General features: G+C 31.6%; 26 protein-coding genes. 6 read left to right on the plus strand and 20 right to left on the minus strand.

Going from position 1 to position 22,236, the window contains the following annotated elements; all coding sequences use genetic code 11:
• Position 1: 1 nt before the first annotated feature.
• From atpH to KQ51_RS00270, 9 genes are all read right to left on the minus strand, one after another.
• Entirely contained in the window at positions 2 to 517 is a 516-nt protein-coding gene (gene atpH, locus KQ51_RS00230; protein WP_038467484.1) for an ATP synthase F1 subunit delta, read from the minus strand.
• Complete coding sequence (atpF, locus tag KQ51_RS00235) at positions 517 to 1,065, minus strand: F0F1 ATP synthase subunit B (protein ID WP_038467487.1); 549 nt, start codon at positions 1,063 to 1,065, stop codon at positions 517 to 519. The genes atpH and atpF overlap by 1 nt, the downstream gene beginning before the upstream one ends.
• A 35-nt stretch (positions 1,066 to 1,100) precedes the next feature.
• Positions 1,101 to 1,346 (minus strand): ATP synthase F0 subunit C, encoded by a 246-nt coding sequence (atpE, locus tag KQ51_RS00240; RefSeq protein WP_038467490.1) that lies wholly within the window; start codon positions 1,344 to 1,346, stop codon positions 1,101 to 1,103.
• Positions 1,347 to 1,402: 56 nt separating this feature from the next.
• Positions 1,403 to 2,062: a F0F1 ATP synthase subunit A gene (locus KQ51_RS00245; RefSeq protein WP_038467493.1), complete on the minus strand. Its 660-nt coding sequence runs from the start codon at positions 2,060 to 2,062 to the stop codon at positions 1,403 to 1,405.
• Complete coding sequence (locus KQ51_RS00250) at positions 2,046 to 2,432, minus strand: ATP synthase subunit I (RefSeq protein WP_038467497.1); 387 nt, start codon at positions 2,430 to 2,432, stop codon at positions 2,046 to 2,048. The genes KQ51_RS00245 and KQ51_RS00250 overlap by 17 nt, the downstream gene beginning before the upstream one ends.
• A gap of 1 nt (position 2,433) precedes the next feature.
• The gene (locus KQ51_RS00255; protein ID WP_038467500.1) at positions 2,434 to 2,643 is read right to left on the minus strand and encodes an AtpZ/AtpI family protein; all 210 of its coding nucleotides are present in this window, start codon (positions 2,641 to 2,643) and stop codon (positions 2,434 to 2,436) included.
• Positions 2,644 to 3,270, minus strand: coding sequence for a uracil phosphoribosyltransferase (gene upp, locus KQ51_RS00260; RefSeq protein ID WP_038467503.1), 627 nt, complete (start codon positions 3,268 to 3,270; stop codon positions 2,644 to 2,646).
• A 12-nt stretch (positions 3,271 to 3,282) separates the two neighbouring features.
• Complete coding sequence (gene rpiB / locus KQ51_RS00265) at positions 3,283 to 3,717, minus strand: ribose 5-phosphate isomerase B (RefSeq protein ID WP_038467506.1); 435 nt, start codon at positions 3,715 to 3,717, stop codon at positions 3,283 to 3,285.
• 148 nt (positions 3,718 to 3,865) lie between these two features.
• The gene (locus KQ51_RS00270) at positions 3,866 to 4,420 is read right to left on the minus strand and encodes an L-threonylcarbamoyladenylate synthase (RefSeq protein ID WP_038467509.1); all 555 of its coding nucleotides are present in this window, start codon (positions 4,418 to 4,420) and stop codon (positions 3,866 to 3,868) included.
• Positions 4,421 to 4,521: 101 nt separating this feature from the next.
• On the opposite strand from KQ51_RS00270, the gene KQ51_RS00275 reads away from it, so the two are divergent.
• Entirely contained in the window at positions 4,522 to 6,240 is a 1,719-nt protein-coding gene (locus tag KQ51_RS00275; protein WP_038467513.1) for an ABC transporter ATP-binding protein, read from the plus strand.
• A gap of 22 nt (positions 6,241 to 6,262) precedes the next feature.
• Positions 6,263 to 7,159, plus strand: a complete 897-nt coding sequence (locus KQ51_RS00280; RefSeq protein WP_038467516.1) for a hypothetical protein — start codon at positions 6,263 to 6,265, stop codon at positions 7,157 to 7,159.
• A gap of 35 nt (positions 7,160 to 7,194) precedes the next feature.
• Here KQ51_RS00280 and KQ51_RS00285 read toward each other — a convergent pair whose 3' ends face one another.
• The 7 genes from KQ51_RS00285 to KQ51_RS00315 are packed head-to-tail and all read right to left on the minus strand — an operon-like array spanning position 7,195 to position 15,206.
• Entirely contained in the window at positions 7,195 to 9,798 is a 2,604-nt protein-coding gene (locus KQ51_RS00285) for an immunoglobulin-like domain-containing protein (protein ID WP_038467518.1), read from the minus strand.
• Between the two features lie 9 nt (positions 9,799 to 9,807).
• Positions 9,808 to 10,428 carry a ribonuclease HII gene (locus KQ51_RS00290; protein ID WP_052608957.1) on the minus strand — a complete coding sequence of 207 codons (621 nt, stop codon included), beginning with the start codon at positions 10,426 to 10,428 and terminating at the stop codon, positions 9,808 to 9,810.
• Positions 10,421 to 11,278, minus strand: a complete 858-nt coding sequence (gene ylqF, locus KQ51_RS00295) for a ribosome biogenesis GTPase YlqF (protein WP_038467521.1) — start codon at positions 11,276 to 11,278, stop codon at positions 10,421 to 10,423. Before ylqF ends, KQ51_RS00290 begins: the two co-directional genes overlap by 8 nt.
• Before the next feature lie 12 nt (positions 11,279 to 11,290).
• Entirely contained in the window at positions 11,291 to 12,148 is an 858-nt protein-coding gene (gene lepB / locus KQ51_RS00300) for a signal peptidase I (protein WP_038467524.1), read from the minus strand.
• Between the two features lie 8 nt (positions 12,149 to 12,156).
• Entirely contained in the window at positions 12,157 to 14,103 is a 1,947-nt protein-coding gene (locus tag KQ51_RS00305) for a DNA translocase FtsK (RefSeq protein ID WP_052608959.1), read from the minus strand.
• 13 nt (positions 14,104 to 14,116) lie between these two features.
• Positions 14,117 to 14,449, minus strand: coding sequence for a thioredoxin family protein (locus KQ51_RS00310; RefSeq protein WP_038467527.1), 333 nt, complete (start codon positions 14,447 to 14,449; stop codon positions 14,117 to 14,119).
• Positions 14,418 to 15,206: a hypothetical protein gene (locus tag KQ51_RS00315; protein ID WP_038467530.1), complete on the minus strand. Its 789-nt coding sequence runs from the start codon at positions 15,204 to 15,206 to the stop codon at positions 14,418 to 14,420. Before KQ51_RS00315 ends, KQ51_RS00310 begins: the two co-directional genes overlap by 32 nt.
• A gap of 95 nt (positions 15,207 to 15,301) precedes the next feature.
• On the opposite strand from KQ51_RS00315, the gene KQ51_RS00320 reads away from it, so the two are divergent.
• Positions 15,302 to 16,129, plus strand: coding sequence for a Cof-type HAD-IIB family hydrolase (locus KQ51_RS00320; RefSeq protein ID WP_038467533.1), 828 nt, complete (start codon positions 15,302 to 15,304; stop codon positions 16,127 to 16,129).
• 19 nt (positions 16,130 to 16,148) lie between these two features.
• Here KQ51_RS00320 and KQ51_RS00325 read toward each other — a convergent pair whose 3' ends face one another.
• The 4 genes from KQ51_RS00325 to KQ51_RS00340 all read right to left on the minus strand — a co-directional run bounded on the left by KQ51_RS00325 (position 16,149) and on the right by KQ51_RS00340 (position 19,268).
• Entirely contained in the window at positions 16,149 to 16,616 is a 468-nt protein-coding gene (locus KQ51_RS00325) for a DMT family transporter (RefSeq protein WP_038467537.1), read from the minus strand.
• Positions 16,585 to 17,277: a Crp/Fnr family transcriptional regulator gene (locus tag KQ51_RS00330; RefSeq protein WP_038467539.1), complete on the minus strand. Its 693-nt coding sequence runs from the start codon at positions 17,275 to 17,277 to the stop codon at positions 16,585 to 16,587. The genes KQ51_RS00325 and KQ51_RS00330 overlap by 32 nt, the downstream gene beginning before the upstream one ends.
• A gap of 115 nt (positions 17,278 to 17,392) precedes the next feature.
• Positions 17,393 to 18,658, minus strand: coding sequence for a peptidylprolyl isomerase (locus tag KQ51_RS09830; protein ID WP_081909859.1), 1,266 nt, complete (start codon positions 18,656 to 18,658; stop codon positions 17,393 to 17,395).
• A 118-nt stretch (positions 18,659 to 18,776) separates the two neighbouring features.
• Positions 18,777 to 19,268, minus strand: coding sequence for a winged helix-turn-helix domain-containing protein (locus tag KQ51_RS00340; RefSeq protein ID WP_144242065.1), 492 nt, complete (start codon positions 19,266 to 19,268; stop codon positions 18,777 to 18,779).
• 304 nt (positions 19,269 to 19,572) lie between these two features.
• On the opposite strand from KQ51_RS00340, the gene phnC reads away from it, so the two are divergent.
• From phnC to KQ51_RS00355, 3 genes are read left to right on the plus strand one after another with little or no spacing between them, the layout of a single operon-like run.
• Positions 19,573 to 20,340 carry a phosphonate ABC transporter ATP-binding protein gene (gene phnC, locus KQ51_RS00345; RefSeq protein ID WP_038467545.1) on the plus strand — a complete coding sequence of 256 codons (768 nt, stop codon included), beginning with the start codon at positions 19,573 to 19,575 and terminating at the stop codon, positions 20,338 to 20,340.
• Positions 20,341 to 20,342: 2 nt separating this feature from the next.
• Complete coding sequence (locus tag KQ51_RS00350) at positions 20,343 to 21,248, plus strand: PhnE/PtxC family ABC transporter permease (protein WP_038467547.1); 906 nt, start codon at positions 20,343 to 20,345, stop codon at positions 21,246 to 21,248.
• Positions 21,248 to 22,060, plus strand: coding sequence for a PhnE/PtxC family ABC transporter permease (locus tag KQ51_RS00355; RefSeq protein ID WP_052608963.1), 813 nt, complete (start codon positions 21,248 to 21,250; stop codon positions 22,058 to 22,060). Before KQ51_RS00350 ends, KQ51_RS00355 begins: the two co-directional genes overlap by 1 nt.
• Positions 22,061 to 22,236: the final 176 nt, after the last annotated feature.

Below are 22,236 nucleotides of genomic sequence, written 5' to 3' on the forward strand. Positions count from 1 at the left end.
GTTATTTCGTTAACTTATTCTTAAGAATTAGTAAATGATTGTTGATAGTTTCATCTAAGACTTGTCCATCGTATTCAATACGAAGTCCGCCAATAATACTTGGTTCAACAATATTCTTAATCATAACTTTACGATTATGTTTCATACCTAAATTGTTTTTAAGCTTGTTTAAATCAGAAATCGCTAAGATTTCTTTTGAATACACGACGACATTCATTACTTTATTTTGATTATCATTTATCACTTTAAACTCACTTAAACAATCATCTAAGTACTCAATACGTGAATTATCGATTAATACAAAAACAAAGTTTTTAAATAAACTGTTAGTAATTGCTTTACCAACAACTTCTTTTTTATTCTTTTTAGTTATTTTAGGATGATTAAGAAATTTAGAAATATCTTCATCTTGAGCATTATTAAATGCTTCAAAGTTAGTTAATACTTCATCGACTTGTTTTTCTTCTAGTGCTAAAGCATATAATGCTTCAGCATATTGAAAAGCAACATAACTCATTAATTAGCTACCTCTTTTGAGATCTCTTTAATTAATTCTTTATGTTTCGTTTCATCGATTTCTTTCTTAATTATCTGTTCAGCCATTAGTGTAGCTACACTAACAATTTCATCGTTAATATCTTTCTTGGCTTTTTCAATTTGACTATCAATTTCTTTATGAGCATCATCGACTAATTTATTAGCATCTAGTTTAGCTTTTGCGAGAATATCTTTTCGCTCTTCTAAACTACGAAATCTTGCTTCATCAAGAATACCTTTAGAACTTTTACGTAAATCGTGAAGTTCTTTTACCGCTTCTTCTCTTTTTAGAGCTGCGTTTTCATTTGCTTGTTTAGCATCATCGTATTCTTGTCTCATTGCTGCTTTTCTTCCTTCTAAGTAATCTGTTACTTTGTTCCAGAAGAAGAATCTAACAACTAAAAATAATAGTAAAGTTGAAATGACTTGGATTCCTACTTGTTGCATTGCTCTGTCAGCATTTCCTCCAAATAAATCATTAATAAACCCTAGTGATTCATTAACAAATTCTGAGATAAATTCTCCCATCTAAATCACTCCTTATTTAGTCAAGTTGTTGTATCCTATGTAGCAAAGATTAATAAGAATGCTACTAATAGTCCGTAAAGACCTGTTGTTTCTGCTAATGCTTGCCCTGTAATCATTACAGTACGAATACTACCTACTGCTTCAGGTTGTCTACCAATTGCTTCTACTGCTTTACCAGCTGCGTAACCTTGTCCAATACCAGGACCAATCCCTGTTAAAACTGCTAAACCTGCACCGATATAAGCCATACCTTGTGCAAAAAATTCTGTAAATTCTGCCATTATAAAAATCCTCCTATATTTAAATTATTTTTTTATTTTTTTGTTTCTTGATAAATTTAGTCTTCTACTGCGCCACTTAAGAAGATTGACATCAGCATGTAATAAACATACGCTTGAACAACTCCGAAGAAGATATCGAAGACTGCATGTAAGAATGGACCTACTAATAATCCACCCCATTGTAATATGTAGTAAATAAATACTGCGATAACACTACCACTAATTAGGTTACCAAATAAACGTAATCCCATTGCGAATGGTGTGCTGAATTCACCAATCAAGTTGATTGGTGTAAAGGCCCAATGTGGGTCCATTAAATCTTTCATTCTTTGTTTTGGTTTCTTAATAATTAATGCACTCACCTGAATTGCTAAGAATGCAAAAACACTAAAACCTATTGCTACAGCAAAGTTTGATAGCGGTGCAGTAAGCCCGAACAAACTTGCAGTATTTGCTAATGATAAGTATAAAAGTAATGTAAATAATAACGGTGTAAATGTACGCCAATGTTTTTTAAAGAAATCTCTTTGGTTATCATTTACCATCTCGACAAGTTTAACTAGGATAAAAGTGAATCCTGTAGGGACCTCACTTGTTTGTAGTTTTTTAACCTTAACCCCGTAAATAACAAGAACAACCATCATAACTAGTGTTATAAATAGCGATGCTTGTAACCCATTAGGTAATCCTCCCCAAAAATCAGTTAGAAACGTCATCATCTTCACCTCTTCGTTTTTCAAGTAATATAACGATATAGAATACTATTTTAAATGTAAACAGTCCAATACCTGTTGTTAATAAATCAATATTATCAAGTAACCCTGCTGCTAGTAATATCAAAGCATAAAAGAAATATCTAAAGAAGTAATTTCTTGTTGCTAATCTTTTTGCTTGAAATTCATCTTGTTCAACTACTTTCTTACTTGAGCGATGTAACATACTCATCATAAACATACTAGTTGTTCCACCAAGTGCAAAGCCTACTCCATACATTTTCCCAAATACTAACCATAAAATAGTTGAAACTAAAGCTACAGTTATTAGTGTAAAGGGAAATGATTTATAAAATGCATCATTCTTTTCCATCTTAGTCCTCCATTTTTGATACACTACGGATTAAGTTAAAGATACCCGCAAATATACCAAAGACACTAAAGATGATTGTAAATAGAGGACTAGTACTTGCTAGGTCATCAAGTTTGATTCCTAGAAATACACAAACCCCGATTATCACAATCATCGTAAAAGCAAACCCACTAACAACTGCTAGTTGTTCTATTGCTTTTTTTTGTTTCATTTATTTAGTCCCGAATAAACGATCTCCACAATCTCCAAGTCCAGGAACAATATATCCCACTTCATTAAGTTTTTCATCAAGAGCTGCTAAATATACATCAACTTCGGGATGATCATGGTTTAATCTTTCGACACCTTCAGGACAACCTACTAATCCAACAAATCTAATATCAGTAGCTCCTCTTTTTTTAACTGCAGTAATCGCTGCACTCGCACTACCACCAGTTGCCAGCATTGGATCAACAACCAAAACAGTACCAGTAACGATTTCATCTGGGAATTTTGCATAGTACTCATGAGGTTCTAATGTTTTCTCATCACGATACATCCCAACATGTCCAACTTTAGCAGTAGGAATAATCGTTTGAATCCCTTCAACCATTCCTAGTCCCGCTCTTAAGATTGGAACAATAACAACGTCTTTACTTAATTCTTTACAAGTTGTAACACAAATAGGTGTTTCAACTTGAACATCTTTTAAAGGTAAGTCTCGGGTAATTTCATAAGTAATCAAACTACCAATTTCATTCACGTTTTCTCTAAATTTCTTTGTATCAGTTTCTTTGTTTCTAATAATTGACATTTTATGATCAATTAATGGATGATTTAAAACCTTTACTTTTGCCATTAAACTCACTCCTTAATAATTATTTATTTTAGTAATTCTTCTTAAATGTCTTTCAGCATTACTAAACTCAGTTTCTAACCATGTGTCAACGATATCTAGTGCTAAACCACCACCGATAACTCTTCCACCCATCGTTAAAACGTTAGTATCATTATGTTCTCTAGTTGCTTTAGCAGTAAATAAATCATGAACTAAAGCAGCTCTAATTCCTTTAACTTTATTAGCCATGATACTCATACCAATACCAGTACCACAAACTAAAATACCACGATTAAACAGTCCTGAAGCTACACCTTCACTAACACTGATAGCTGCTTCATTGTAATCAACACTATCTAAACTATAACAACCAAAGTCTTCAACTTCATATCCTTTTGCTAGTAAATGTCCTTTAATCTCTTCTTTTAAGACAAATCCACCGTGATCTGAACCTAATGCTATTTTCATAATTTACCTCCTTAAAGTAAGCAAATATTATCAAATACAATTATATCAAAACTTTTTCTAAAAACAACACTTATATATAATAAATAAGAAATATATATAATATAATTTATTAATTAAACTACTTTATATAGACAAACAAATGGAGAAATTAATTAATCTTAATTTCTCCATTTCTTAATGTTCTTTTATTTATACAATCATAGACTGTACTGCTAATGCTATTTAAGTCGATTCCTTTTACTAAATAATCAACTTGTTCAAGGTATTCTAGACAATCATTATATTTTAATATAGCTGGTTCTGTACTTAAGTTCAAACTTGTCACAGCCATTGGCCCAAATTTTTCTAAAATACTTAATGCTATTTTGTCATTAGGAATACGGACTCCTACCGTGTTATATCCGGAAGTAATAAAGTCACCAATGAGTTTATTTTTGGGCATAATTAAAGTTAAAGCTCCTGGCCAATATTTGGTGAATTCTTGACCCAAAGAAAAGTCAGAAACAATTGATTTCACTTGCCCTAAATTAGCACACAAAACAGCTAAAGGCTTCTTACCATCACGTTTTTTTATTTCGTAAATACGTTCTACGCCTTCTAGATTATCTATTTTACAACCAATCCCGTAAACAGTATCGGTTTGAAAAATAATGACTTCTTTTTTAAGATTCTTTTTTAATAAATCTTCTACCCTAATTTCCATATTTATCACCACAATGATTATACCAAAATTATATAAACAAGTAAAACAAACTGTGCTATAATGATTAATTGAGATAACTAATGAATTATTGGGGTGATTATATGTTAAGAAAATTTATTAAATATTACAAAAACCATCAGGTATTATTCTACATTGATACAGTAGCTGCATTGGCTATGGCAGGGATAAATCTATACTTCCCAAGTGTCGTTAGAAATATCATAAATATTTACGTACCTGCTGGTGATTATAAAAGTATCTATTTCTTTGGTGCAATTCTTGCTGTTCTCTACGTAATTAGGATGTTTTGTAGTTTTATTGTTAATTACTGGGGCCATGTAATGGGTACTAGAATCGAACGCGATATGCGTGTCGATTTATATAAGAAAATTCAAACTCTAGATAGTGATTACTTTGATGATCATAAAACAGGGACAATCATGACGCACATTGTGGGACACTTAAGAGATATTAGTGAAATGGCTCACCATACACCTGAAAACATTATCGTAAGTACCGTTACTATCATAGGTAGTTTTATAATTCTATTCAATATTCACATTATATTTACTATCTTCATTTTTGCACTAATTGTTATATTAATTTTCTACTCTAACTCAAGAAGAAGAAAAATGATGGCGGCATCTCGTAAAACGAGAGCAACCCATGAAGAAATAAATAGTGAAGTAGAAAATTCAATCGGAGGTATTAGACTTACTAAAGCTTTTACCAATGAAGACTTCGAATTAAGGAAATTTAAAAATGTCACAAACCTTTACCAAGCATCATTTAGAGATTTCTACAAACAAATGGGTATCTTTAGTAGTGGTACAGGACTAATAATAGATCTACTATTTGTGTTAATATTAGTATATGGTGGTGTCTTAGCAATTAATGGTGAAATCACTATTGGTGATTACACTGTATTCTTCCTCTACATCACAATCTTAATCCAACCAATTAGAACCTTGATTCAAACTATAGAGCAAGTTCAAAAGGGATGGAGTGGTTATGAGAAATTCCACGCTATCCAAATGATAGAGCCAAAAATCGTTTCTAATGACAATCCGATATTCATGGATAACCCTCGTGGTTTAATTGAATTTAGAAATGTTACATTCCAATATGAATCTTCAAGGAGTGATGTCTTAAAGAATTTTGATGTCAAAGTAAGTCCTGGTAAAAAAATAGCCTTAGTCGGAGAAACCGGTGTAGGTAAGAGCACAATCAGTAAATTGATTCCTAGATTTTATGATGTTAATGAAGGTGAAGTTCTTGTTGATGGAATCAATGTTAAAGAATATGATATTTACTCATTACGTTCAAACATAGGACATGTTCAACAAGATGTTTATATATTCTATGGAACTATAAAAAATAATATATTATACGGAAGACCTGAAGCAACTGATGAAGATGTAATTAAAGCTGCTAAACAGGCAAACATCCATGATTTCATAATGAGTTTAGATCACGGTTATGATACCTTAGTTGGTGAAAGAGGAGTAAAACTTTCTGGAGGACAAAAACAACGAGTAAGTATTGCCCGAGTTTTTCTTAAAAATCCCCCTGTTTTAATCCTTGATGAAGCAACAAGTTCATTAGATAATGTTACTGAGAAACTAATTCAAAAGGCACTTGACGAATTAAGTGTAGGACGTACTACCTTAGTCATTGCCCACCGTTTAAGTACTATTTCAAATGCAGATGAAATTCTCGTTTTAACTGAGAATGGAATCAGTGAAAGAGGGACCCACAAAGAACTAATTAATAACAATGGATATTACGCAAAATTATATAACGCAAGTATAGAAATCTAATCAAATTATCAAGGAGGTATCTATGAAATATCAGGACATTATTTCCCGAATCGTTAATAATGACTTAAAAGATGATATTATTCAATTGACCGATGCAATGCACGCCAAGGTTTTTTTACATAATAAAGAACCAAAATTGATCATTAAACTACTACTTGGTGATCAACTCCAAAAAGAGGAGTTCAGAAGTAACCTCTTTAACTCCATATATCGTGAGGATAATTTGACAAGTTTAATCTATAAGTATGGACTTACTGAAATGAAAGATGTTACATTTACATATTCAATATTGTCATATTTAATAGGATCACCGGTCAGTGAATATCCTAATGATGAGTTGACAAAACAAATCGTTGATGGTGTTTATGCCTTTACTAAACGATTAGAAGCAGCAAGTGGTGAATATACCGATCTTGGTATTCCCCATTCCTTGCAAATATTCGAGTATTTTCTAAGTAATTCTGCTGATTCTTTAATGAAAGAAAAGCTGAAAGAAATCCTTCAAGATGAGAAATTTGTAATGTACCTCTCAAAAGAAGAAAAATACTTATTTCATGGAGATTTATGGTTTGCCAATATTTTGATCAATGAAGACACAATTTCTATCATCGATGTCGAACCATTATTTTTTGGTCCGAAGAATATGCAACTCGCAATTTTGATAAGTGCATACTTCCTGTTAACGAAGATATTACTGGATGGCAACGATCATATCGATTTTAATTACATAATTTCATTATGGCATGAAGAAGTTCATAAAGAAGAAATATTATATCTTATGTTATCCTTCCCAATTTTTATCGGAATGGGAAAAGAACAGTCTTTTTTAGAGGCCCCAGTTGACAATGAGACCTACTCAAACATAATGAACCCTTTATATTCTGTTATCGATTGGATTCAAAGTAAGCTAAAAAAATAACACCTTCCAAATGGAAGGTGTTTTATTTACCTTTATTAAGGCGTTTCTAGAACATCACCATCAGTAATTTTACCGATAGGTTCTCCAATAAATAATGCAACATGAGAGGAGATTCCAGTTACTGTTATAGTAGAATTCTCAGTATATCCATGGATATCAGTACCATCAATTTCACCGATTAAACTACCTAGTCTCGATTCCAATGTTGGAGTGTATTGAGTAATATCCATCGTAACACTTGATGATACATCTTCAAATACACTATCGGATGTCATTCCAACAATTGCTCCAATTGCTCCGTTGTAATAATAGTTAGAATCGACATTACCATTCACAGTTACATTTTCAATGTGAGATGATGAAATATATCCAGCAAGCCCACCAATAAACATATTTGGCTTATTTACGTTACTATTACCAATGCTTATGTTCACATCAAGTATCAAGTCTTGGATATGTGAACCATTTAGAACTCCAAAGAATCCCCAATTTGTTTCACTACTTTGAGTTACATCTATACTTACCATAGTTATATTACTTATAGTATAACCATTTCCAAACAAAGTTAGACTTCCATCTGGGGCTGCATTTACTATTGCTAGCCAGTCTTCTCCTGTTAAATCAATATCATTCATTAATTCCCAACAACCATAAGGAGAAGCTAACATATCTTTAACATGTTGAACTGTAGTTATTTGGTGAATTATGCCGTCACATACCGGCATATTCTCAACATTGAATGAATCAACATCTACTTGGTATGTTACCCCACCAAATTCATAAGAGAATTGTGTAACTTGTTGCTCATATGAGAAGTTTGAATAAAAGGTTATTACTTCTCCGGTATTTGAATAAAAGTTTGAATTATATAACACATCATTTAAGTAAATATCTGAAATGGGTAATTGTAATGGATTATACAATCTCAGTTCCATTGTGTGGCCAGAACCAGACCCTGAGGTACTATACTCATCATCATTTGAGAAGTAAGCTATAACGTATGGAACGTTTTCACTAGCTAACTGATCTACGACTTCATAAGTGAACTCTGTGTCCCAAATAAAGGTTTCACTTACTGTTCTTATACTTAGGGTTAGTTCATCTATTGTTTTATCAAACACACCTATTACACTTGTATCTAAATCAATTGTATAAGTTGTAGAATTAACCGTAGTAAACAACGTATCAACTCCATCAATATAAATATGTTCGACTGTATGTCCATTCGAATTTGTTATTGTGATTGTTACAAAATTAGCTTCGTCTTGATAAACTGTAGGTTTATCAACTTCAGCAGTTAAACTAAACTCAAGAAATGTTTCAATATTCTTATCTAATCCCGTTGTTTCAAGATTGGTTGTACCTTCATCATAAGTAATAATTACTACAACCTTATAATCTTTATAATCATCTAACCCTGTAATGGATATAGTCCCATTGTCAGCTACAATAGAATCTTGTGTATCTACTATTGTTACGCCATCATAAGTTTTTACGTTAAACCATAAGAATCTTGATTCTGTATCATTTATTACATAATCAAAACTATATGATGATTCATCAATTATCTCATTAGTCACAGTCATTGTAGGAACTATAATTAATGATTCAATTGTAAATGTATCGACAGTTTCTTCATCATACATTGCCGTAGTATCATCAAAGTAATCTCCTCTTATTTTTACAACGTAATCATGGCCATCAGTTAACCCTGTAAAAGTGAGAGTATTTAAGCCATCTATTACATTTCTAAAATCTAACATTATATCATCTTGATATAACTCAACAACTAACGAATCGTATTTAAGAGTGATATCATAACCAGTAATGGTAACTGTTAGGTCGTCTTCTACTAATTCACTTGAATTAAAGGCGTAGAATACAGTTCTAACAACTATTACATTTCTAGTTAGTTCGACATACATTCCGTCTGTAAATGAGTACGTCAATATATAAAACCCTGGCACATCAGTATTCACCGTACCTGTTACAGTAACAGAAGCACTTGAGCCATCAAGTTGATAACCAGGATCTACCCAAGTATCTCCTTGATCAATATATACTTCATTAGAATCGTTTAGACTAAATGAAATATTGGACATTGAAGGACTAACTACGACATTTCTTGTGAGAGTTTTTAATCCTGTTTCTGACATATACTCATATTCAACCTGATAGTTACCAGGTGTATATATATCAACATTATCAGTTATAGTAACTTCAGTAGTTGCTGGAGTACAAGTTACACCAGGATCTTGAAAAGAATCTTCAACATCTATATTTATAGTACCATTACCATTTAAAGTACAAGTAACGACTATAACTGGATTTATTGTTTCTTCTTCAACAATTACTGTTCTTATTGTGCTTATCTTTACTCCATTACTGTCATAAGAATAAGTAATCTCATAACTACCTTCAAGTGCGGTGTTAACAGTCCCTGTGATTGTGATTTCTATAGAAGTATCACCATCAACATATGCACCTAGTTCTGAATAAGTATCACCTACTGTAATTGTTACAGTAGCTTCACCGTTTAACTTAACTGCCCCTGGTCTTACTGGTTCATCTCCCCCATTATCAGGATTACACCCTACTAATAGTAAAACACTTAATAACATAATAAATAATTTTTTCATTGTTCCCTCCTAAACCCCTAAACTAGTTTTCGGATTAAGTATATCGTAAACTGGTTTATATGTTTTTCTATGAATATCTAAAACACCATGTTTCTTAAGAGCCTCGAGATGTTGTTTGGTCGGATATCCTTTATGTTTTTCAAATCCATATTCTGGATATTTTTTAGCAATATCGATCATATATCTATCACGTTCTTGTTTAGCGATAATTGAAGCGGCAGCAATTGTTGCGCTCTTTTGATCTCCTTTAATAATACTTTCAAAGGGAATCCCAATATCTCCTAGTGGCATCGCATCACTTAAGATATATGTTGGTTGTTGTTTTAAAGCTTTGATAGCTTCTATCATCGCTTTCTTACTTGCCTGATAGATATTAATTTTATCAATCTCTTTTGGCCAAATATAAATAATATGAAAAGCTAATGCTTTATCTCTTATTTCTTTATCTAAGAGAACTCTTTTCTTTTCGCTAAGTTTCTTTGAATCATTTAGACCTTCTATTTTATTATCATTATCCAGTATTACTGCAGCAGCTACGACTGGTCCAGCAAGCGGTCCACGCCCAACTTCATCACATCCAGCAATATAGATATGTCCATTTTTTATAAGATCATTTTCGTAGCTATACAAGTTCTTTAATCCTATCCAAAATCATTTTACCAAACTTAAGATGTCTAAACTCATGAAGGAATAAATCGATTACTCTGTCATAATCAATTTGTTTTCCAGGAAGTAAACAACCTCTTCTTATTCCAATATCGTCAAAAATTTGTGCAACATTGTCGATATCAACAGTGATATCGTATCTTTCTTCTAATCTACCTTTATAGTATTTATCTAAGAATCTAAAACCAAATATTACCACATCATCTTTAGGTAGTATATTGTCTTTGATAGCTCCTGTTAAAGCCAATTTCTTAGCAATTTCTTCATCTTCAAATTTAGGCCATAAGATTCCTGGAGTATCTAATAATTCAAAGTCTTTTCCAACTCTAATGTATTGGGTTTGCTTTGTAACACCAGGACGATCTCCAACTACTAATTTTCGTTTATTTGCTAATTTATTAATCAATGTCGATTTCCCTACATTAGGTATTCCTAAGATCATTGCACGTAGTGGTCTTTCGGTACGTCCTCTTGATAGTTCTTTGGCAATTTTATCTTTTAAAAGTTCTTTCATTAACGGTAAAAGTTTATCTAAACCTTGCCCTGTAATGGCATTCACCTTTAATGAAGGCACTCCTTGTTTCCTAAAGTGAGCTACCCATTTTTCTAGTTCTTGAGGATCCGTTAAATCTGCTTTGTTAAAAAGAATGATTTTAGGTGTATTACCAATCATCGTTCTTATTACCGGATTTTGAGAGCTAAAAGGAATTCTTGCGTCAAGAATTTCTAATACTACATCAATTAATTTAACTTTTTCAATTATTTCTCTTTTTGTCTTGGCCATGTGGCCAGGATACCAATGAATCTGTTTCATATTATCAACTCGCTATTTTATAATATTGTAATCAGTAAACTTGAAAACTACTTTTCCATAAATTGCATCTTCCATTACTGGCCCAAAGTATCTAGAATCAATACTTGTTCCACTTCCACTAACTGCACCACCGTCACGGTTATCACCTAAAACGAAGTATTCTCCGTCTTCGACTACAAATGTACAATGTGAATTATCTACGTATGTACCTGTATGGATATTGGTACAATATGTTTTTACTTGTTCTGTATCGATGTAATCTTCTACAAGAAGCGTTCCATCGATAAAGATTTGGTTGTTGTTTATTTCAATTGTTTCGCCAGGTAAACCGACAATACGTTTGATTAAATATGGTGTCGTTTCTGAATCTTGATGAACAATTACCACATCAAATCGCTCATATTCTTTTGTCATATGAGAGAAAATTACTGCTTCGTTATCATTAAAATTCGGCATCATTGAGGTCCCTGTGATTGGCGATAAGGAAATAAAGAACATATTAGTAACTGTAACTATTAATGATAAGTAAGAAATGATACTTACTATATCAAGAATATCATTTAGCATTTTATATCCTTTATATACTTCTTTCTTCGAGTATTCAATTGGTTTGATGCGGTTATCATAGAAATAGATAATTGCTGCAAAAAACAATATAAATAGATTTATTGTTAAGAAGATAGGAGCATTGACATTGTTAAAGTCGATATTCTCATCAAAATTTCTTAAGATAAAGAATAATGAAATAACAATAACCACGATAAACGTATGAAAACGAAGGGTCTTTCGAACCTTCATTGTTTCAATCGTATGGTCTTCTTCTATTTCTTCTTCTATTTCTTCTTCTAGTAAATCGTTAAAGTCATCCATATCAAGACCTATTTTCCTTCAATTATTTGATCTAACTCTTCAATTGTAACTAATACAGTACGGGCTTTAGAACCAACATTTTCCGAGACAATTCCTTGTTCATGAAGTGTTTCTACTATCTTTTGTGCTCTATTAAAGCCAATATTAAATTGTTTACTGATTTTATTAATTGAACAAGCCTTACTTATAATAACAAATCTAGCTACTTCTTCAAATAGATCATCACTATTTACAACAGAAGTTGCTTGTCTTACAAGTTTTTCTTGTGTAAACATATACTCACTGTCTCTTTGTCTTCTAATAAATTCATTAACATTACTTATTTCGGTATCACTAATAAAAGCACCTTGAACACGTCTTTGTGGTTTTCCACTTTCAGCATATAACATATCTCCACGACCTAATAACTTATCAGCCCCAGCTCCATCAATAATTGTCATTGAATCAATATAACTAGAAACCATAAAGGCAATACGAGTTGGGATATTTGATTTAATTGTTCCTTTTACAACGTCTGTACTTGGACGTTGTGTGGCAATAATTAAATGAATCCCACAAGCTCTTGCTTTTTGGGTTAAGCGCATTATTGCTTCCTCAACACTACTTGAAGCTACCATCATTAAGTCTGCTAACTCATCAACAATAATGACGATATAAGGCATTCTTTCTAATTCTTCTTTTAATGCTTTTTCATTATAAGATTTAATATCTCTTACTCGTTCATTACTGAATAAAACAAATCTTTTTTCCATCTCTTCTACAGCCCATTTTAAACCAGCAGTTGCGATTTTAGCATCGGTGATAACTGGTGTAATTAAATGAGGTAAATCGTTGTATGCTGAGAGTTCAACCATCTTAGGGTCGATAAGCATTAATTTTAAATCATCTGGTGAATATTTAAATAACAAACTCATTAAGATTGTATTAATACATACTGATTTACCACTACCTGTTGCACCTGCAACTAGACCATGAGGCATTTTAGAAATTGATGAGTAAACACCAAGACCATCAATATCTAAACCAAGAGCAATGGTTAACGGATCTGTTGAGTTCTTAAATTCATCCTTACTTACTATATCATAGAAATGAACTATTTCAGGAACTTCATTTGGAACTTCAATCCCGACAGTGCTTTTTCCAGGGATTGGTGCTTCAATTCTAATTTCTTTAGCGGCTAATGCCATTTTAATGTTATCGGTAATACCGGTAACTTTTTTTACATATACTCCGCTTTCTAACTCGATTTCATATCTTGTTACTGTTGGGCCTTTTGTATGAGTTTTAACTCTAGCTCCAACTTTAAATTCTTCAAAAGTACGATCTAATATATCAATTTGTTTTTGAACCCATTGCTCATTACTTTGAACCTTTCTAACTGGTTTGTTTAATAAATTGAATGAAGGAAAACGATATTCCTTATTAAACTTGTTCATAGCTTTAGGGGCTTCTACTTTAACTTCAGGTTTTGGTTCCGGTTTCTTTGTTCCTGGGTTAAAGTAATCGTTAATATTTGATTTAACTGCACGTTTTGGTTCTTCCTTGTAAACAGGTATTTCTTCAACAACACCACTAATAAATTCTTCAGTCGCTTCGTTTTCTTGTTTTTGATCTCTTTTTCTTCTTTTCTCTTCCATAACTTCGTTTAAGCTATTTCCTTGCACTAAATCAAACTCATGGTATTCACTACCATAACGTTCTTTTTTAGTTTCATTAGATAGTTTAGGTTCTGTTCTAAAGTCATCTAATTGCTTATCTAAATCACCAGTTCTTTTAACTGGGTTAGGAATAACAACTTTATCTTTTACATTCGTCCCAAAAATAGGAGAAACAAAGTGATCTTTTTGATAACTTCTCTTCTCTTTCTTTTCCGCAATTTCAGGAATTTCAAATTCCTTGTAATCGGGGGTTCTTTCTGTAACTACAAGTTTGCTTTTCTTTTTTCTAAAAAACATGCTGCCACCTACTTTATTTTGTAATAGTACTATCTATAAACGTTTTTACTTCAATATATGATTTACGTAGTTTATTCACTAATCTACCTGTTTCTTCACCTTTTTCAAAGACTAAGAAACTGGGTACACCGTATATTTCTAAATGTTTAGCTAAATCTATAAAACGATCTCGATTACAACCATAGAAGTTGTAATCTCTGAAGTCTTTTTCTAATACTCTTAAATAAGGATTTAAGATGACACAATCAGGACAAAAAGTTGTAGAGAAGTAAATAACAACTTTCTCTTCTGTTTCAACAACATCATAAAACTCTTTAAGATTCTTCAGCTTCTTCAGGTTCATCATCTCCTTCAGCTAGTAAGTCTTCCATATCCTTTTCAACAATACCTAGTTCTAGGTCTTGATCAAATAATTTTTTAGAATAAACTTTAGCTGTCTCTTCACCAACTACAGCAACAATTGTTACACATAGTTTTCTTATGATAATGTCCATACTAGTACTTAGGACTAGTTTTCTAAACCAATAAACAGGATTTATAGCATTTAATGCCATACCACCATATTTTAATACTTTACCAAAACGATATTTCTTAGCGGCTTTAGCTAGTTTACTTTCTTCTAAAGCTCGTTTCTTTTCATACATATTAACGATTGTGATAATACGCATTTTTTTAGCGTTTTTAAGAATTGGCACTTCTAGAATATCGTTAATTCTATCAGTTATATAATGGTTTAATTCAAGTAATTCATTTACACTTAATTCAAACATGGGATATTTACTATTAGGAAAGAAATAACGGCTTACTTCTTCAACTAATTCAATTGACATATTAAAGGTTAATCTAAAGGCACCTTCATTCTTAAGTTTAATACTTCTTTTTAAAGATGTCTGACGGTGTTCAATTAGTTTCTTCAAATCGTCACCACTAATTTCACCTTCAGGTTTCTTAGCATCTAAAGATAAGTTTTTACCTCTAATCCCAAACACAGTAACTAATAATAAGAATAATACTACTCCAGTTACCATCCCTAAAAAGAAATTAATGAATCCACCAAAACTAGAATCTAACAATTCTACAAAACTGATTGCTAACGTAAGCATATAATCACGCTCCTTACTAAATTATATTATACCATAATTCTATTTCTTATTGTGTATAATTTATGATTATGGTATCTTAAAATGAGGTGATAAAAATGAAGAAATATTTAATCGCTTTAGATTTAGATGGAACTTTATTATCAGATTGGCAAACAATCAGTCAAAAAACTAAAGATTACTTACAAGAATTAGATAAGTTAGGACATACAATTGTTATTGCAACAGGGCGTCCATTCAGAAGTAGTGAGAAGTTCTATGATGAGCTTGGTTTAACTACTCCAATCATTAACTATAATGGTGGTCTTGTGACTAATAAACACAATCCTGATTTTGAATCATATAGTCTTTCTATTCCTAAAGAATACGTAATTGATATATTTAAATCAAATAAACATGTTATCGAAAATGCTTTTGGTGAAGTAGAAGATAATATTTATCTTTATGAAGATAGTGAAAAAATAAGACCACTACTTCATTACTTTAACGGCGCAACATTAAGTGTTGGTAATTTTGAAGAGATTCTTCAAGATGATCCAAATGGTTTCCTAATCGTTGCCCATGAAGGTAGAGCAGATATCATTGAAGAATATGTTAAAGATCGATATGAGAACAAAGTGTTAGCTCGTAATTGGGGACATCATTATAACTTTGTTATTGAGTTACATACTCCAGAAACTACAAAAGGTGCAGGTTTACATTATGTTGCTGAACACCTTGGTTTCAAAAAAGAAGACATCATTGCCTTTGGTGATGCTCATAATGATATTGAACTACTCCAGTATGCTGGAGTTGGTGTAGCGATGCAAAATGCTCAAGACGTTTTGAAAGAACACGCTGATTATATTACTGAGTATCCTAATACTGAAGACGGTATAGTTAAGTTCTTAAAAAAATACTTTATCCAAACAAAAACGCAAGATTAATTTCTTGCGTTTTTTATTTCTATTTAGCTTTTTGAAAGATAAAAACACCGATAAACACTACTACTATCCCGACAACCTGATATAAGTTAATAGGACTTCGTTCAACTCCAAACATTCCGAAATGATCAATTACCTTCCCGACGATTAATTGCAGAACAATTGTTATAACTAATGTTGTTGTAACCCCGTTCATAATAACACTATTGGAAATAGAGAAAATTATTACTACTCCTAATGAACCCGCAATAATTGGTAAGAGGTTTACTTTTGAGAAGAAACTTAAACTAAAATCACCCCTAGAAAAGTAAATGATTAAAGCTGCAAGCAATCCAAATAAGTGAATCATGATTACAGTTTCCATTGAACCAAATTCTTTTGTTGATTTTCCACTTAAAGTACTTTGTAATGTAATAGCTAAGCCTGCTATAATTGGCAATAATAAATATGTCATAGTTTTAATTCTCTTCTTTGTTAGAAGTGTTTTCATATACGTTACCTCTTGACAACTCTTTCAATTTTTTAAAATCTAAAATCGTGATTATATGTTTCTCTTTTCTAATAACCTTAAGTTCAATTAAACTTTTGATTGATCTTACTAAATGTCTGTAAGAACAACCTAGGTTATTACTTATATCTGCTAGACTATCAATCTCGATAGTTGTTTTTGTTTCTTCATCATATAGCGAATAAAAATAACTTGCTAGTCTTGTTTCGAGTTTGTAGACTAAATTAATTCTTGTATTAAGTTGGCTATCGATTAACTTTTCACTAAGTTGTTTAATTATATAATCATTGAATTGTTTTGAATCTGAATATCTTTCATTGATTATATTAAAATCTACTTTAATTAGTTCAACTTCTTTGATTACCTCTACTGTGCAGGTAGTATCTCTTTTAGAATAGTATTCAACATCTCCTAAGATGTTAAAACCATCTTCAAATCCAAGCAACATGGTTTTCCCATTCTCATACTCTTTATAGACTTTTAACTTTCCGGAAATAACAAAGTACATTATATGCATAGGGTCTGATTCATTAACAATTAACTGCCCTTTATTATATGTAGTTATTTGTAGTTCTTCTTCTGTGTGATTAACCAAGATATTACTTAAAATATTGTTAATCACTTCATTTCTTGATTTACTCATTATGCACCTCCAATAGGATGATAATCTAATTATATATTATAAATATATATATGTTTAGGACAAATGTCCTATTTCTAATATATTTAAGAAAAAAAGGCCAAATGGCCTTTTATTTTTATTCTGCACAAATAGGTGTTCCTGGTACATAACCATTTAGTTCAACAGTTATACTTGTAATAACTATATCAACATATGGTTTATCATATGCATCTCTTAATTGATAAGCGATTAATTCTAATATGTTAAATCCACTTGTTAAACCACCAAATGCTGCGTAGTTACCATCTAAAAAGTCACTATCCTCATGTACAATAAAGAACTGGCTAGTAGCACTATTCATCGAACTAGTACGTGCCATTGAGATGACTCCTCTAGTATGAGATAGATTATTAGTTACTCCATTACTACTAAACTCACCTTCAATTGAACAATTATTACTCTCGATGATACCACCTTGTATCATAAAGCCATTGATTATTCTATGGAAAGAACTACCTGAATAATCTTGATCTAGAGCATATTGAATGAAGTTGTCCACTGTGTTTTGAGCTACTGCTGGAAACAATTCCAAAGTCATAACTCCGTAATCTTCAACAGTGATTGAGATTACTGGATTTGATGGGCTTAGATAATCATAATATGCTAAGCTAGTTAAATCTACATTATCTGCTGCTAAAGAGTATTTAGCATAGATATACTGCGATGATTTAGTTCCTGTAATAGTAGTAATTTGATTAGTATGTTCTATTTCTGTATAATATCCTTCAAATGTAAATCCTTCTAAATCATGTTCTGTCAAAGTAACTACTTCGTCATAATCAACAACAAATCTTTCTACAAGGTAATTATTAAATATGATAAAGATAATCGATTCTACTGGATCAAATTTTGCGTATAGATTAATATCTGAAGTTAATGTTTCTTTATAATCAAATGGTTCTGTTAGTTCCACATCATAGAACCAACCTTTAAAATTATAACCATCTTGTCTAGTAGCAGGAATAAAAGTAACTTCTCCATAATCAAAATCATAGAATGCTTTTTCTCCATCCCACAAATTTAGAGTTACTCTAAACTGGTAATAGTTGTCTTCCCATCTAGCGTATAGAGTGGTATCAGTTGTAACAGTGATTCCATCAGAAACTAATGTTTGAAAGTTTTCTTCTACATACCATCCAGCAAAAGTATACCCTTCTTTTGTTGGGTCTTCTGGTAAACTTGTTGTTACAAGTCCTTCTACATTTATACTTCCTACTACAGAACCACCATTTGAAACGAATGTAATCTCATATTCATTTGTCACTAAATGTCCCTCGCTATCATTACAAGCTGTAAGTGTGAAAACTAGTAATAGACTTAAAATCGTTAGTAATTTTTTCATTGTAAAGTCCTCCTTGAAAATTATAGTTAAAGTTATTATAACAAAACCTTAGAACAAAGGAAAGACCGAGATTCTCCATAATCTCGGCCTTCCATTAGAGTTTGAAACTCGAAAGAGGTTATTTAATACGCGCCATTGCATGTAATAAAGAAAAAACTTCCTTTGTTTCATCAACCGCGGTGTATTGTTTCATCATACTTTCTACCGTGTTAATAAATTCTTCTTGTTCTTCTTTAGTCATATACATGATGTGCCTTTGGGAAGCTATTTGTCTTTGTACGCTTCCTTCAGAGTTAGCTACCATATTTAAATGGGTTCTCAAATCATCACGAAATTCACTTGATACTCTGTCGTAAATTTCTTCTAATAAACTACTCTGTGATAGATAAACTTCGTTAGAAAGTTCTCCACCTTTAAACATTATAGATTCATATGCTGATTTATAATATTTAGCAATAATACCATTTATAGATTCTGTTTTATGTAATTCTAGTGCGCCAAATTCAACTAGTTTCTTTAAATGATAATTAACTTTGGCTGGTGCTTCATTTATTTTAGTAGCTACTTGCTTAGCTGTTAATGATTTTTTTTCTCTTAAGTAAGTAAGCATAATATTTTTCCTTAAGGGATCGAATATTATTTTTACTTCTTCATCAGTAGTGATTAATAATTCTTTTTTCACTTATTTACCTCAATTGTAAAATCTACAATTCTCCGTTAAATTTATTTTATCGTATCATTCATTTATACGTTATATCTCAATTCTAACAAATCATCATTTTTTAGTCAATGAATTTAATTGCAATGAAAAGGTTTACATGCCTAAAAGTTGTTCTAAGGCGGTACGTATAATTAAATTACTTGTTAAGTAAATTATATTATTATATAATTATTTAGAAAAGCGAGGTGTTAGTATGTCGATTGTATTTAAAGAGGTTGGCAAGACTTACGATAATGGCGTAGAAGCATTAAAAAATATTAGTGTTAGAATTGAACAAGGAGAGTTTATTACTATCATTGGTTTATCAGGAGCTGGTAAATCAACATTCTTAAAATGTGTAAACAGAATTCATGATGTAACTGCAGGTGAATTATATGTGAATGATGTTAATCCTAATACATTACATGGTAAAGATTTACGTGCTTATAAAAGAAAGATTGGAATGGTATTCCAATCATTTAACCTAATAAGTAAAACAACTGTATTACGTAACGTTTTAGCTTCAAGAGTTGCGAGTATGCCGTGGTGGAAAACAGCTTTAGGTCTTTATAGTAAAGCTGATAAAATTGTTGCTTTAGAAGCCTTAGAAAAAGTAGGTATTTTAGAAAAAGCATACACAAGAGCAGATCAGTTATCTGGGGGACAGCAACAACGTGTTGCTTTAGCTAGAACAGTTGCCCAAGAACCAAATGTTATTTTAGCTGATGAGCCTGTTGCATCATTAGATCCTATAACAGCAAAGCAAGTTATGGATGACTTTAAACGAATTAATGAGAAAGAAAACATTACTGTAATTGCTAATATGCATCATGTGGATTTAGCTTTACAATATGCAAAACGTGTTATAGGAATTAAAGATGGTTTAATTGTGTTTGATGGTCCTGTTGATAAAGTTAATGAAGCAGTATTGGTTCATGTTTATGGAAGAAAATTAACCGATGATGATTATATCGGTGAATAAGTATGAAACATATTAAAAACTTCTTCAGTAAATTAAAAGCTTTTTTCGATAAGGTTCTTCCAAAACCAAAGACTGTAACATTAGAAAATGGTACAACTGTAGATCCACCAAGATCTGCAAAGATTTACGTTTCTATTATTCTATTAGTAGTTATTTATTATTTCTTAGATATTACAAATTTTGATATTGTTCAACTTATCAGAAACTTTACAAATATCTTTGAGTTTATTTTTAGAATCTTTAGTGGTATGTTTGACGGACTGCAATTCTGGTTACCAGAATTTGCATACTGGGAAGTAGTTCTCCCAAAAATCATTGAAACTGTTAGAATGGCTTTATTAGGTACATTTATTGGTTCTATATTTTCATTACCAGTAGCATACTTTATTAGTTCTAATATTCATAAAAATTCAAGATTTGGATTATTCTTTATTAATATTGCTAAAGCAGCATTATCTTTAGTTAGAACATTTCCAATGCTTGTATATGCCCAAATCATATCATTAATATTCTTAGCAGGTAGTGGTGCTTTTGTTGGTACTATCGCTATTGCAATATTCACGTTTAGTATTTTAACTAAAATGTTATATGAGTATATTGAAACATTAGATTTAGGAGCTTTTGAAGCTATTGAAAGTACCGGAGTAACAAAAGGCAAAGCATTTACAACTGCGATAATGCCTGAGATACTACCCGTGTACTTCTCTTATACTTTATATTGTTTCGATATCAATGTGCGACATTCAACTATCTTAGGATATGTTGGTGCTGGAGGAATTGGGGTTATCTTAAAAGCAACTCTTCAATCAGACCAATATGAAAAAGCAGGTATTATCATGCTTGCTGTATTCTTTGCCGTACTATCAATTGAAGCAATCAGTAAGGCAATCAGAAGGAGGTTGGCATAATGAACAACCCATCTGATCAAGTATTGAATGCATTGTATGCATATCCTCGTTTAAGTAAAACAAAAATAGCAAGTATTATTATTGTATCTTTATTAGTATTATGGAGTATCTTTGGTATTTCATATGTTGGTTTAAATGAAAAAGGTATTACAGTAGCAGTTCGTTTAGTTCAAAGTTTCTTTACACCTAACAAAACGATTCTATTTGGAGATAATGCTTATAGTGTTCAAGTTTTAGGTTTAGAAACAATCGCTATTGCTTTCCTTGGAACAATATTCGGAGCTATCTTGGCAATACCTGTTGCCTTCTTAGCTGCTAGAAATATTATGCCTAAAGCAATTAACCTATTCTTCCAAGGGGGAATAACAGGTATCAGAGTATTCCCTGCTTTCGTAATTGGTGTTGCAATCATCAGAGTAACAGGATTAGGACCATTTGCTGGAGTATTAACAATGGGAATTACATCAATTGGGATGATGACCAAGTTATATGTTGAAGCTGTTGAAGGTATTAACCATAATGTACTTGATGCAATGGACGCAACTGGTTGTACAACGTTCCAAAAAATAAGATTCGGAATAATTCCACAGTTGACTGCGCAGTTCTTGTCAACTGCAATCTACCGTTTTGAAATTAACGTTAAAAACGCTGCAGTACTAGGTTTAGTAGGTGCAGGTGGGATTGGTGGACCTTTATTAAATGCGATTAGTGCCGGTCGATTTAGTGATGCAAGTGCATACTTAATTGGGTTAGCTGTAATGGTATTAATAATCGAATTCTTCAGTAATTTTATTAGAGGTAAATTAGCATAATCAAAAAAAGTCTTAGAAATTCTAAGACTTTTTTCTTTGACCGCTTTGTAAAGCGGAAATGAAAATGATTTTCATACTTATATTTCATTGTCAAACAGACATATTTCTTATATAATTAAATATGTAGTATTTTCTTTTACTAATTCGAAACCTATCAAAAGGTCTATTGGGATTGA

This window comes from Candidatus Izimaplasma bacterium HR1 (assembly GCA_000755705.1).
Lineage (GTDB): Bacteria > Bacillota_I > Bacilli_A > Izemoplasmatales > Izemoplasmataceae > Xianfuyuplasma.